General features: G+C 69.0%; 11 protein-coding genes. 3 read left to right on the top strand and 8 right to left on the bottom strand.

What is annotated here, in order from left to right:
- Nucleotides 1-107: 107 nt before the first annotated feature.
- From ABZ454_RS25590 to ABZ454_RS25575, 4 genes are all read right to left on the bottom strand, one after another.
- Nucleotides 108-443, bottom strand: a complete 336-nt coding sequence (locus ABZ454_RS25590) for a DUF6412 domain-containing protein (RefSeq protein ID WP_359541200.1) — start codon at nucleotides 441-443, stop codon at nucleotides 108-110.
- Nucleotides 444-615: 172 nt separating this feature from the next.
- Nucleotides 616-2118, bottom strand: coding sequence for a sodium:solute symporter family protein (locus ABZ454_RS25585; RefSeq protein WP_356321359.1), 1503 nt, complete (start codon nucleotides 2116-2118; stop codon nucleotides 616-618).
- Complete coding sequence (locus ABZ454_RS25580; RefSeq protein WP_356321379.1) at nucleotides 2115-2273, bottom strand: DUF3311 domain-containing protein; 159 nt, start codon at nucleotides 2271-2273, stop codon at nucleotides 2115-2117. The genes ABZ454_RS25585 and ABZ454_RS25580 overlap by 4 nt, the downstream gene beginning before the upstream one ends.
- A 62-nt stretch (nucleotides 2274-2335) precedes the next feature.
- Complete coding sequence (locus tag ABZ454_RS25575; RefSeq protein ID WP_359541198.1) at nucleotides 2336-3157, bottom strand: class E sortase; 822 nt, start codon at nucleotides 3155-3157, stop codon at nucleotides 2336-2338.
- An 87-nt stretch (nucleotides 3158-3244) separates the two neighbouring features.
- Here ABZ454_RS25575 and ABZ454_RS25570 point away from each other — a divergent pair, with 87 nt between their 5' ends.
- The 3 genes from ABZ454_RS25570 (at nucleotide 3245) to ABZ454_RS25560 (ending at nucleotide 8175) form a co-directional block, all read left to right on the top strand.
- Nucleotides 3245-4246, top strand: a complete 1002-nt coding sequence (locus ABZ454_RS25570) for an SEC-C domain-containing protein (protein WP_359541197.1) — start codon at nucleotides 3245-3247, stop codon at nucleotides 4244-4246.
- Between the two features lie 95 nt (nucleotides 4247-4341).
- Nucleotides 4342-4854: a GNAT family N-acetyltransferase gene (locus ABZ454_RS25565; protein ID WP_359541195.1), complete on the top strand. Its 513-nt coding sequence runs from the start codon at nucleotides 4342-4344 to the stop codon at nucleotides 4852-4854.
- Nucleotides 4855-5031: 177 nt separating this feature from the next.
- A complete protein-coding gene (locus tag ABZ454_RS25560; protein WP_359541193.1) occupies nucleotides 5032-8175 on the top strand; it encodes a DUF3427 domain-containing protein in 3144 nt (1047 codons plus the stop codon).
- 152 nt (nucleotides 8176-8327) lie between these two features.
- Here the strand turns inward: ABZ454_RS25560 and ABZ454_RS25555 are convergent, their stop codons facing one another.
- The 4 genes from ABZ454_RS25555 to ABZ454_RS25540 all read right to left on the bottom strand — a co-directional run bounded on the left by ABZ454_RS25555 (nucleotide 8328) and on the right by ABZ454_RS25540 (nucleotide 12133).
- Complete coding sequence (locus ABZ454_RS25555; RefSeq protein ID WP_359541192.1) at nucleotides 8328-9083, bottom strand: DUF5919 domain-containing protein; 756 nt, start codon at nucleotides 9081-9083, stop codon at nucleotides 8328-8330.
- Nucleotides 9084-9880: 797 nt separating this feature from the next.
- Entirely contained in the window at nucleotides 9881-10447 is a 567-nt protein-coding gene (locus ABZ454_RS25550; RefSeq protein WP_359541190.1) for a GNAT family protein, read from the bottom strand.
- A gap of 323 nt (nucleotides 10448-10770) precedes the next feature.
- Nucleotides 10771-11412 carry an HAD family phosphatase gene (locus ABZ454_RS25545; protein WP_359541188.1) on the bottom strand — a complete coding sequence of 214 codons (642 nt, stop codon included), beginning with the start codon at nucleotides 11410-11412 and terminating at the stop codon, nucleotides 10771-10773.
- 220 nt (nucleotides 11413-11632) lie between these two features.
- Nucleotides 11633-12133 (bottom strand): GNAT family N-acetyltransferase, encoded by a 501-nt coding sequence (locus ABZ454_RS25540; RefSeq protein ID WP_359541186.1) that lies wholly within the window; start codon nucleotides 12131-12133, stop codon nucleotides 11633-11635.
- Between the last annotated feature and the right edge of the window lie 354 nt (nucleotides 12134-12487).

Raw genomic sequence — 12487 nt, 5'->3', positions numbered from 1 at the left:
TCGTCGTGCCGGGAAGTGGATCAGCTTCGGCATGACGGTCCGCGCGGGGCGCCCGTGGCCGCGCGCACGGGGCGCGCGTACCGGACGAAAAGGGGGAGGGGTGAGCCCTACGCGGCCGTCAGGAGGACGTGGCCGGGGGCTCGGGGGCGTCGGCGCCCCTTGGCGTCGGGGTCCCGTTGCGGGAGGAACGCGGTGCGTTTCTCCCGGTCGCGCATGGCGGTACGGACCCGGGTGCGGGGCACCGGGGCGGCGCAGCGCGCGCTCATGACCGAGCAGGCGACGAGCGCGGTACCGGCGGCCGCGGTGGCGGCGAGCGCGACGGCGGCGGAGAGGCTGCCGCCCTCGGCGAGCAGGACCTCGGTGAGGAAGAAGAGCAGGAGCCCGGCGGGCCTCAGCACACGGGCGAGGGCGCCGCGCACGCGGTTCATGGCGCGTGCGTCCATGATCCCTCCCCCTTCCGCTCTCCTGCGGCCGCGTGAGGACGCGGCACTTCGACCGTCATCCGTTATACACGATCGGCTTCCAGGGGCCTCGGGAGCCGACGGGGCGGGAGCGGTGCGCGGAACGCGGCCGCCCGCTGCGGGAGCGGGCCCCCCGGCCGCGCCCCTCCCGCCCTCATCCCGCCGGGACGAGCTCCTCCCCCTCGATCTCGTCCCGCGCGAGCACCTCGTCGTCCGGGCGCTCGTCGTGCTCGGGCGGACCGGCGTACGTCACCGCGAGCGCCACGGCCAGATTGGCGCCGAGCGCGACGATGCCGGCGTTCACGCCCCACACCGGATCGTTCTCCGTGAAGACGAATCCGCACACCACGCCCACGCCCACGACCAGCCCGCTCATCGCCCCGAGCAACGTCAGCCGCCGCCACATCAGCCCCAGCAGCACCATGGGGAGCAGCTGCGCCATGCCCTCGTACGAGATCAGCGACAGCCGTACGAGCGTGTTCGGCGCGGTGTACGTGAGCAGCAGGGCCAGGGCCCCCGCGACCACGACGACCAGTTGGGCCGCGCCCTTCTGCCGCTGCTCCCAGCGGGGCACGAGCGAGAGCACGCTGCGTCCCCACATCGTGCCGATGACCAGCATGAAGACGGCCATCGGCACGATCGAGGAGAGCGCGGCGGCGACGCCGATGATCCCGACCGACCAGGCCGGGAGCGAGTCGACGACCAGCTTGAACAGCGCCAGGTTCGACTCGGCCCCGACGAGCCCGGGGACGACGAAGAGGGCCGCCATGCCGAGCAGCATCGGGACGAAGAGCAGGACGTTGTAGGCGGGCAGCCACATCGCGTTGCGCCGGAGCACGTCGGCGTTCTTGGCGCCGAGGTAGCCCGCGACGGTGGTCGGGAAGATCACGACGGTGAGCGAGTTGAGGAAGGAGGTGGTGATGAACCAGGCCTGTCCGAGCCCGCTGTCCCCGTGCCCGGGGAAGGTCAGCCACTCGCTCTTCTCGGTGACGAGCCGGTCGAGGAAGGGCCCGTAACCGTCGAAGTAGTGCTGCGGTACGTAGATGGCCAGGAAGCCGAGCGTGGCGATGACCAGCACGTCCTTCAGCACGGACACCCACGCGCTGCCGCGCAGGCCGCTGACCACGACGAAGCCGGTGGTGACGGCGAAGGCGATGAAGTAGGCCCAGTTCAGGCTGATGGCCCCGTAGGAGATCGTCGAGACGACGACGCCCATGCCGGTGATCTGGAGCTGGATGTACGGGAGCAGGAAGACGGTCGCGAGGACGGCGACGAGCGCTCCGAGCCAGGGCCGGCCGAAGCGGTGCGCCACCATGTCGGTGATCCCGACGAGCCCGTGCTTGCGCGCGTACGCCCAGAGCATCGGCCCGACGACGTACCCGACGGCGTACCCGCAGGACATGTACGCGACCACGTACAGGACCGGCGCCCCGTAGTTGTAGCCCCAGCCGGCGGCGCCGAGGTAGCTGAAGCTGGTGTAGCCCTCACCGGCCATCAGCACCCAGATGAAGACGGTCCCGAGGCTGCGCCCGCCCACCGACCATTCCGCGAGCCCACCGCCCTCTCCCCCGCGCCGGCCGCGCACGGCGAACAGCCCGAGGGCCACGGTGGCGACCATGAAGACGCCGAAGACGGAGGTCGCGACGGCGGCGTTCACCGGCGGTCACCCCGCCGGGTCAGCCATACGGCGACGGGGGTGAGCAGGGTCGCCCCGAGCAGCCAGAAGAAGAGGAACGGCAGCCCGAGAACGACGGGATCGACCCGGTTCACGAACGGCAGCGCCCCCAGGTAGAGCACGTAGGGAACCAGCAACCACAACAACTGCGGACGTCGTCTCAGCACGTCGGAGAACCTTACGACCTCGTCCGCGACGGTCAGCGCTCGCGTACGCCGGTCAGCTTCCCCCACACCACCAGCCGGTACCGGGAGGTGAATTCGGGCGTGCACGTCGTCAGGGTCACGTAGGACCCGGCGGCCCGGTAGCCCACGTACGGCTTCACATTGCTGCGCGGCACGGCGGCGATGACCCCGCTGTCGCCGGGCTGCGTCCGGGCGAGGGTCCTGTCGACGGTGTACGTGTACACCGCGTCCCGCGTCTCCACGGTGATCCGGTCGCCGGACCGCAGCCGGTTGATGTGGCGGAACGGTTCGCCGTGGGTGTTGCGGTGCCCGGCGAGCGCGAAGTTCCCGGTGCCGCCGGGCTGCGCGGTGCCCGGGTAGTGACCGGCGTACCCCTTGTCCAGGACGCCGCGTTTGCTGATGCCCTGGGCGACCGGCGCGGTCAGCCCGATGCGCGGGATGCGCAGGACGGCGTACGCCTGGGACCGGCGGGGCGTGGCCGCGGCGGCGTCCGGCCCTCCCCCGTCGTCTCCCCCTCCCGCGTCGTCGCCCCCTCCCACGGCGGGGCTGTCGTCCACCGGCCGCTGGGAGGCCTCCGCCGGCGGCCGGTCCACGGCCTCCTCGCCCGTCCCCTCCGGCTCCCCCCAGTCCCGCTGAAGGGCGTGCACGGTGTCGGCGGCCTCGGCGCGGGCCTGCCGGTTGGTCCACCACAGCTGATGGGCGACGAGCAGCAGCAGGACGACACCCAGGGTCACCACCAGCTCCGCGCCCGTCCACAGCCCGCGCGCGGCCAGCCGCCTCCCGCGCGGGTCGCGCTGCACCACCACCGGTATCCGCTCTCGTATCCGCTCGCGCACGGCCCGCACGATAGGGCCGGCGGCCGTAACTCACCAGAGCGGGAACAGGCCTCCGTCCCGCGCCCGTCCAGCAGTACCGTGTGGTGCATGCGCCCCGACACGCCTGCTGACCACACCACCGAAGCCGAGCGCCTGCTGCGCACCGCGGCGCAGTACCCCGAGGACCACGAACCGCTGCTCCTCCAGGCGGCGGCCCATCTGGAACTCGCCGGTGACCGCACCCGCGCCACCGCGCTCTACGACTCCCTGCTCAGCGACCCCGACACCGAGCACCCCCACCTGGTGAAGGCGCTCAGCGCCGCCAACCTGTGGGAGTACGGCCACGAGGCCGAGGCCCGCGCGATCATCGACGGCATCCGGGCGGCCGCCCCGCAGGAGGCCGCCCCCTGGGAGATCGCGGCCGAGACCCTGGAGGCCCACGACGAGCTCGAAGCGGCCCACGACTACTTCTCGACCGCGCTCACCCTCCTCATCGCCCCGGGCGAGGAAGTCCCGTACGCCACCCAGTCACTGCTCACCGGCCGGCACCGGGTACGCCGCCTGATGGGCGTCACGCACGACGCCTGGGACGAGCTGGCCGACGCGCTCCACACGGCGGCCGTCCCGCTGGACGAACTCCACGACCCGAAGCGGCTGTGGGCGCTGGGCTCCTCGGACCCGGGCGAGCTCCGCGCCGAGATCACCCGCCTCCGCGCGGAACTGGGCACGTACCGCACGGCCCTGTCCCGTCCGTTCCCGGTGGCGGTGCTGCACTGGCCGGAGGCCGAGATGCGCGAGCTCCTCACCGCCTATCCCGGACTCGCCACGGAGTACACCTCGCACCCCGACCACCTGGCCCGGCTGGAGGCGGCCCTGCGCGACCTGCATGCGACGGGGACCCCGAACCTCGGCATCGTGACGGGCACGGTCCCGTCGTACGAGGCGTTCGCCGCCTCCGAGGCCGCCTCCCCGTCCGACCCGGACCTGCTCCCCCAGTACGCGACGACCCTGGCGGCCCGCGGCCGCGCGGTCCCGTGGCCGCCGGCGAGGAGCGCGGCGTGCTGGTGCGGCTCGGGGCGGTCGTACCGGGACTGCCACGGGGGCGCGTAGCGACGAGCGGGGCGGGGCGGGGGGATGCGCGGGCCGCCCCGCCCCGCCCCGATTAACCCGTGTCCCCGCCCGCCGGGTCTGCGTACCCTGCCGCCATGCCCGAACTCCAGCGCCTGCGCCCCGATCACGCCCCGGCCCTCCTCGCGTTCGAGGAGGAGAACCGCGCATTCTTCGCGGCCTCGGTGCCGGACCGCGGCGACGACTACTTCACCGGCTTCGCCGCCCGCCACGCGGCACTCCTCGCCGAACAGGCGACGGGGGCCTGCCACTTCCACGTGCTGGCGACGGAGGACGGCGAGGTACTGGGCCGCTTCAACCTGATGGACGCGGTGGACGGCGAGGCCGAACTGGGCTTCCGCCTGGCCGAGAAGGCCACGGGCCGCGGCCTGGCCACGGCCACGGTCCGCGAGCTCTTCACGCTCTGCACCACGGCCTACGCCCTGACGACGCTCCGCGCGGCGGCCACGCTCACCAACACCGCCTCCCAGGCGGTGTTGACTCGCACCGGCTTCGTCCCGACGGGAGAGAAGGCGCTCCTGTCCGGGAAGCCGGGGCTGGCCTACGTACGACAGCTGACCGGCCAGGCCCCGGCCGGCCGGGCGCTTTAGCCCGCACCCGGACGGACCCGGCGGGGCGCGAGGGGCACGCCCGCCCGGGCCCAACCAGCCGGATTGCCGGGCGTGGTTCGGGGGGCGGGGGTTCTGACCCCGCCCATGTCATACAAATCTGTCGGTCCCCCTTGATACAACTGCGTGCATAAGCAGCACGAAGAGGGGGACTCTGCCATGCCCAGCCACGCAGCACAGGAAGCAGCACCAGTTGCGGGTCTGTACGAGACGCTGATCACCCGCCGTCTCGAAGAACGCGTGAAGCAGTTGGACGCCGCGGGCTGGCGCGCGATCGACGAGATCGTAAGGACGGAGTCGACGCCTCACGTCTTGTCCCGCCACATTGCGGAGGTCGTGCGTCGCGTACTTCAAGGCCTGACCCCGGCAGAGCAGGTCGTCGCCGCAAACCACATCCTCGAGTCCCTCAACACCGTGGAGGGTTCGACCGAGTGGGTTGATCTGGTCGTCGACGGACCTCGTCAGCTCCTCGCCGTTGCGGAACAGGAGGCACCCGGCGTGTACGCCATCCGGCCGGCCACCCCACTTTCCGAAACGGCGCTCATCACCAACGCCCCCGAGGACCCCAGCCTGGGGTTCGAACTTCGGGCGGAACTGGCTACGGCAGACCGTGTGGACCTGCTCTGCGCCTTCGTGAAGTGGCACGGCCTCAGGGTGCTTGAGCAATCGCTGATGTCGGCACGCGCGCGCGGCGTCCCCATCAGGGTCCTCACGACGACATACATCGGCGCCACAGAGCGTCGCGCCCTCGACCGACTGGTCCGCGAGTTCGGCGCCGAGGTGAAGGTCAACTACGAGCTCCGCTCAACTCGCCTCCACGCCAAGGCTTGGCTCTTCCGCCGGGACAGCGGCTTCGACACGGCGTACGTCGGTAGCTCCAACCTCTCCAAGGCCGCGCTCCTCGACGGTCTCGAATGGAACGTGCGGCTTTCGTCGATCGCCACCCCGTCGGTCCTACGCAAGTTCGAAGCGACTTTCGACGCCTACTGGAGTGATCGCTCCTTCGAGTCGTACGACCCCGACAGCGACGCACCGAAATTGGACGAGGCACTCGCCTACGCGGGCGGTTCCGGCGGGGGCCAGGGACGCAACGTCATCACGCTCTCTGGGCTGGAAGTCCGCCCTTACCCACACCAGCGCGACATGTTGGAACGGCTCGAAGTCGAGCGCACGGTTCATGGCCGCACCCGCAATCTGCTCGTCGCGGCTACCGGAACCGGAAAGACGGTGATGGCTGCCCTGGACTACAAGCACCTGCGCCACAAGCTCGGACAAGATCTCCGACTGCTTTTCGTGGCCCATCGCAAGGAGATTCTGGAACAGTCCCTGCGCGTGTACCAGAACGTATTGGTCGACGCGAACTTCGGCGAGTTGTTCCTCAGCGGCGAAGTGCCTGAGGATTGGAATCACGTCTTCGCCAGCGTCCAGTCCCTCAACGCCCGCGCCCTGGAGCGTCTGGCCCCAGACCACTTCGACGTCATCGTGATCGATGAGTTCCATCACGGCACATCGCCTACCTACCGCCGGATCGTGGATCACTTCACCCCGCGGGAGCTGCTCGGCCTCACCGCCACCCCCGAACGGACGGACGGGTTGAACGTCCAGGATGCGTTCTTTGACGGTCGGATTGCAGCGGAGATGCGTCTCTGGGAGGCCCTCGAAAACGAGCTACTGAGTCCGTTCCACTATTTCGGCATCACAGACAACACGGACATGAGTGCCGTGACCTGGAAGCGGGGAGCGTACGACTCCACTGCTCTCGGCAACCTACTCACCGGCAACGACGCCCGGGCCAGGCTGGTCGTCAAGGCGGTAAGGGACAAGGTCACCGACCCTGGAGCTATGCGGGCGCTGGGATTCTGCGTTTCCGTGGCGCACGCCCGGTTCATGGCTGAGTTCTTCCAGCGCGCTGGTCTCAACGCCGTCGCACTCTCAGGTGATACCCCCCAGCACGAGCGCAAGGCCGCGCTCGACGACTTCCGTGGCGGGCAGCTCCAGATCATTTTCTCCGTAGACCTGTTCAATGAGGGACTCGACATCCCTGACGTCGACACTCTCCTCCTGCTCCGACCGACCTCAAGCGCCACGGTGTTCCTCCAGCAACTCGGACGCGGCCTGCGCCGCACCGAGAACAAGGCTGTACTCACCGTTCTCGACTTCATCGGCCAACACCGTAAGGAATTCCGCTTCGAGGATCAGTTTCGCGCCCTGACCAACCTGACGCGCAACCGGCTCGTTGCTAACATTGAGCACGACTTCCCGCAACTCCCCTCTGGTTGCCAGATCATCCTTGAGCCCAAAGCCAAGGCCTTGATCCTCGACAACATCCGAAACCAGATCGGCGTCAACGTCGCCCAACTCGCGCGCGAGGTCGCCGCCTACGCGGAGCCGCGCCTCACGGACTACCTGCGGGAAAGCGGCCGGGAGCTCAAGGAGCTCTACCGCGGCAGCGGAAACTCCTGGACAGGCCTCCTCCGCCGAGCCAAGCTCCTCGACCCGCACGCCCCCGCCGGCGAGGCAGCACTCCTCAAGCGCGTATCGGCCTTCCTCCACGTCGACGACCCGGCACGCGTCTCGGCGTACACCAAGCTACTCATCGACGACGCCCCCACCTATGACCAACTGACCGCTCAAGAGCAGGCGTACGCCCGCATGTTCTTCTTCTCCCTCTGGCCCTTGGGGGGCGATTTCACCAGCTACCAAGAGGGCTTCGACACCCTGCGTACGCAGCATGCATTCCGAGACGAAGTCCGCCAGGTGCTGGCTCACACCCTCGACCTGGCCGACCATCTGCCTCTTCCACTGGAGGGCCCGCACGCCGATCTCCCCTTGGCAGTTCACGCCTCGTACAGCCGCGAAGAGCTGCTCCCCGCTCTCGGCCAGTCCACCGTGAACGGCTCCATGCCCGGGCACTTCCGCGAGGGGGTGAGGTGGTGCGAGAACCTTCAGACGGACGCCCTTCTCATCACACTCGAAAAGGACGAAAAGGATTTTTCTCCCGAGACGCGTTACAAGGACTACGCGCTGAACGAGTTCGAGTTTCACTGGGAGTCTCAGCACCGGATCGCGGACACTTCCCCGACAGGTTTGCGTTACCAGAGGCACAAGGAGGGCGGAACGCATGTGCTGCTCTTCGTTCGACGCTACAAGACGACAGACATTGCCGGTCCGCAACCGTGGATGCTGCTTGGCCCCGCCGAGTACGTGAAGCATGCAGGGAGCAAGCCGATGGGAATCACCTGGAAGCTCCGGCACGAAATGCCCGCCGATGTGCTGACTTATTCAGCGATCGCAGCCGGATAAGCCGAGAAGCCTCTTGGCGCACGTGCTGAAACGGAGGGAGCGTCCCAGCACGTGCAGCCCTGAAGGCGGCAAGCTCAGTACCGGGACTCTGTGACGACAGCAGGAGCCCCGGTACCACCCGGGTGCGCTCCAAGTTCCTCACTCACCTACGGTCAGGAAGACACTGGCACACCTCGGCCCCACAACTCCTCGGCATGTTCGGCGAACCGGTCAAACATCCCGCCGTCGCCCTGACGCCGAAGGTGGAGCAACGGCGAATCGTGACCGACAAGCCGCGCAAGGTGCGGAGTGACCAACGCCTGGTGATCGAATCGGAACACAGATAGAGACACGTGGTTGACAGCGTCCTCATGGCTGCTGAAACGGGCCTCCACGCGGTCGGCAGCGCCCAGGCGCTCCAGGTGTTCCAGGGTGATCCGGATGCGAGTGGATACGCTCAAGGCAACACCCTCGACCGTCTCACGCTGACGAGTTACCTCACCGTCCGGATCTCCGAGCAGGAACCGGACGCGGCAACCCGCATCGATCTTCCTGCGAAGGGTTTCGACGAAGGCCGGCTGCTCGAGCCAGAGGAAGTAGTTCGTGTATCCGGCCAAGTAGATCTGCTCCGTAGCCCGTTCGACCAAGTCACCCCACACGGTCGACGGGCAGGCAGACCGGTAGGGATAAGACTGAACGAGCTCCCGGTCGTGACCCGACTTCACCCGGTCCTGCACAGCCTTCGGCCAGATCATCTGTTCATCCACCTCCAGCGCCTGACAGGCGTCAGTACGGTTCCTCGCGTGGGGCACCAACTCGGCGTCGGCCAGCCATCGCTCTACAGTCTTTGGCGCCACACCGATGCGAGCCGCAAGCCTGCGGGGCGACAGCCGAGCATCCGACATAGCCGATCGTAGTGCGGCGTTCAAGACTTCTCCCTGCGACGTTTGGGCCTTCTTGGACCGTAGCGGCAGTGCGCCCAACTGACCGGGCACTTCATGGAGATACGTCCCATAGGGGCGGCCATTCTCACCGCCATGAATACTTCGAATCGGGCAATCGCCCAACCCTTCGAATTTTCCGTCCCACCTGCACCACCAGAACCTTTCGCCGACTGCAGTGTCTGCTCCAGTTGGGCCGAGCAACGGCAAGCAGCCAGAAGCGCGGGCGACTACTCGCGCGCTACCGACGCTTCCGTAGAGATCCGCAGGCACCCTCACACCGTGCGAGTCATCCCATGACCGCCGTCGACCTCCCGCAGTGGCGGGAGGGCTACGCAGCCGCCTTGACGGCAAGCGAAGGGTTGAGGGCAGCCCTCGCAGAGCTAGGCGTTCCGGAACGCAGCTACCGCAGCATCCGGCCGGCGATGACTTCCACCGGCAGACCGTACGTCTACCTCGGCATCCTGAACGCAGGAGCCGTCGAAGCAATCACCGCGGTGCTGCGAAATGAACTCGCCCATTCAGTCGAGCGGACGGAAGCCTGCCAGGGTGCGCAACCCCGGCCTCGGCCCAACCCCACCTCGTCACCGTCCCCTTAGCAGTGCGGTGCACACGGTGCTCGTGGCGAGGGGAGGCAGATCGACTCACCGCGGTGGCCGGTCCATAACCCCCTGGCCACAACCTTTCGTGGCGGACAACGCCCCGTTGCGGGTGGCGGGCGCTCAGCCTGCAGAGCCGATCGCATCTCAGCTCGACGAGGGCTCAGCGTGCTCGCCGTCCGCGGATCACCGCACCGAAGGCCGCTGATGCCTCGCCCAGTGTTCGTCGGCGGTGATGCCGAGCAGCACCACGTCGTGGTAGGCGCCGGCGAAGTACTCGTGCTCCCGCAGCCGACCCTCCTCCACGAAGCCCAGCCTGCGGTGGAGGGCCAGGGAGGCGTCGTTGAAGGCGTAGACCTCGACCTCGCACTTGTGGTGGCGCTGTTCGGCGAACATGTAGGTGAGGACGAGTTGGATCGCCTCGGCCGCGTATCCCTTGCGGCGGTGCTCGCGGGCGATCTCGATGCCCGTACGGAACCGTCCCGCACGGGCGTCGGTCTCTCCGACCGTCACCGACCCGGCGAAGGTGCGGTCGGCCAGCCCCTCGACCACCAGACGGAACGCGGCACCCCCCGGCTGACGTCCAGCCCGCTCGGCGGTCCAGGAGCGGAAGCCCTCGGCGGAGCGCGGGGGTTCGACGAGGTCGGCACTGCGCACGTCGAGGGTGTTCCGGGCCAGGTCGTGAAAGCCCTCCCAGTCCTCGGGCTCGACGCCGCGCAGGCGTACCTTCTCGCCCGTCCACATGTCGGTCATGGCACCTTCCCGTTCGTCGTCGTTCGCGGGCACCACTCGGGAGACACGTCGTACGCGGCCGGCTACGGGCAGCGGCGTACGGACCCGGGCCGGGCGCGAACTGCCGTTCCACCGCGCCGCCTTCAGAGGGAACGGGGGTCAAACCCCGTCGGACTCGGCCGGTCTCGTCGGACGCGGCGGTCGCGTCGTACTCGGTCGGAACCTACAGTTCGGGCAGCCTGGCCATGCGTCCGGGGTACGGGGCACGAATGCGAGGCACGGTGAACGGGGCTACGGTCCACGGCCGCGCGCCGGCCGCCTCCCCGGCGCCGGTCAGGCCGGCTTCATCCGGCCCGCCGTACCGAGCCGGTGGCCTGCGGGCCCGCGGCCAGATGCGCGGCGATGCGTGTCATCGTTCGCGCGTTGTCCTCGAACAGGTGCGCCTGCATCCCCGCCGCCTGGGCGGCCTCCACGTTGACCGCGATGTCGTCGATGAAGAGGCAGCTCTCCGGCGGTACGCCCAGGGCGGCGCTCGCGGCTTCGAAGGCGCGGGGGTCCGGCTTCTCGATGCCGATCTCGTGCGAGTAGACGATCCGCTCGACCAGTTCGTCGAAGTGGTACAGCTCCGTCTCCCTCTCCCGGGCCCCCACGAAGCTGTTGCTCAGGATGCCGAGACGGCACGTGCCCCGGAGTCCTCGTACGTAGGCGATGAGTTCCTCGTTGGGCGTGCCCAGGTATTCCGTCCAGAGGTCAGCCATGAAGGCTTCGACCTGGGGCGCGTCCAGCCCGAGGCGTGCTGCCAGCTGTTCGTGCACCCCTCGTTCGCTGACGCTCCCGATGCTCCCGGCCTGCCATACGTCACGCATCCGCTCGTGCACCGTGCCGCGCGGCATCCCCAGCCGTTCTTCCCACCGTCGCACCCACCCCGTCTCCGGTGTGATCTCCAGTACGCCGCCGATGTCGAGAATGACGCAGGTCGCGGTCACTCGCACTCCCCCTCTTCGTCCTGCCTGACGGGCGCGCGACTCCCGCCCGCCCCTGTCCATTGGTCTATGACGACGCGGTGCTGTTCGCCGTTGCGTCCCGGGCCAGGTCGAACGGTCCGGGACGCTGGGAGACCTCACCCCCCGCCGGGTGGGACCCGAGGGACAAGGGGGGCTAGGACGCCGGGCCCCCTGAGGCGGCCGGGTTCTCGGGAAGGTCCGGTCAGGTCAGTCGCTTGTGCATGACGATGCAGGGCCGGCCGTGTTCCCTGTCGACGCGGCGGTCGATCTCCTGCCAGCCCAGCGCACTCCAGAACGTGAGGGCGGCGGGGTTGTTCTCCAGGACGGCGAGACGGATGCCGTTCCGGTCCTCGCGGCTGTACCGCTCCTCCAGCAGGCCGGTCAGCATCCGGCCGATGCCCTTGCGGTGGTGGTCGCCGTGCACCAGGAGCAGCCCGATCCACGGGTGGCCGTCCGTGGGGTGCCGATCGAGCAGACAGAGCAGCCCGACGAGGCGCCCCTGACGATCACGGGCGAGCAGCACCTCACCGCCCTCGATCGCCGCTTCCGCACGCAGGTCGGCTTCGACCCGGGCGGCCTCGATGTTCTCGGGGTCGTGCTCACCGGCGGCGCGCCAGTACTCCGGGTTGGTCGCGTAGAGCCCGACCACCTCGGCGATCTCCTCTGCGGAGAAGCGGATCGGCGCGAGACTGAGCGGAGACATACCGGTCAGGGTAGCCAGCCCGCGCCCGCCGCCCGAGTTTGAGTAGCCAGCCCGCGCCCGCCGCTGGAGTGCGAGCAGCCAGCCCGCGCCCGCCGCCGGGTCCGCCGTAGCCGATCCGCGCGCGCCGCCTCAGTGCGAGGTCATCGGGTGTCAGCTCGCGGCACGGAGCGTCCATGCCGCGCACGCCGGGGTGTCGTCGCCCGCGAGGCCCGCGTCAGCCGCGTCCCGGGGCCGGCCGCGCCGCCCCGCGCTTCTTCCGCGAGCCGAATCCGTCCGATGTCTTGACGTGCCCCTGACTGGATGGCTTCATGGGAGCGCGCAAATTGTGGGAGCGCTCCCATGAAGCTTTGGAAC

This window comes from Streptomyces sp. NPDC005803 (assembly GCF_040630435.1).
In the GTDB taxonomy this organism is placed as follows: Bacteria; Actinomycetota; Actinomycetes; order Streptomycetales; family Streptomycetaceae; genus Streptomyces.
This window is presented reverse-complemented; position numbering and strand designations above follow the sequence as displayed.

What these genes read in the sequence shown, in the direction of transcription:
- ABZ454_RS25590 (WP_359541200.1), bottom strand. Translation starts at nt 443, where the DNA reads ATGGACGCACGCGCCATGAACCGCGTGCGCGGCGCCCTCGCCCGTGTG.
- ABZ454_RS25570 (WP_359541197.1), top strand. Translation starts at nt 3,245, where the DNA reads ATGCGCCCCGACACGCCTGCTGACCACACCACCGAAGCCGAGCGCCTG.
- ABZ454_RS25565 (WP_359541195.1), top strand. Translation starts at nt 4,342, where the DNA reads ATGCCCGAACTCCAGCGCCTGCGCCCCGATCACGCCCCGGCCCTCCTC.
- ABZ454_RS25540 (WP_359541186.1), bottom strand. Translation starts at nt 12,133, where the DNA reads ATGTCTCCGCTCAGTCTCGCGCCGATCCGCTTCTCCGCAGAGGAGATC.
- ABZ454_RS25560 (WP_359541193.1), top strand. Translation starts at nt 5,032, where the DNA reads ATGCCCAGCCACGCAGCACAGGAAGCAGCACCAGTTGCGGGTCTGTAC.
- ABZ454_RS25550 (WP_359541190.1), bottom strand. Translation starts at nt 10,447, where the DNA reads ATGACCGACATGTGGACGGGCGAGAAGGTACGCCTGCGCGGCGTCGAG.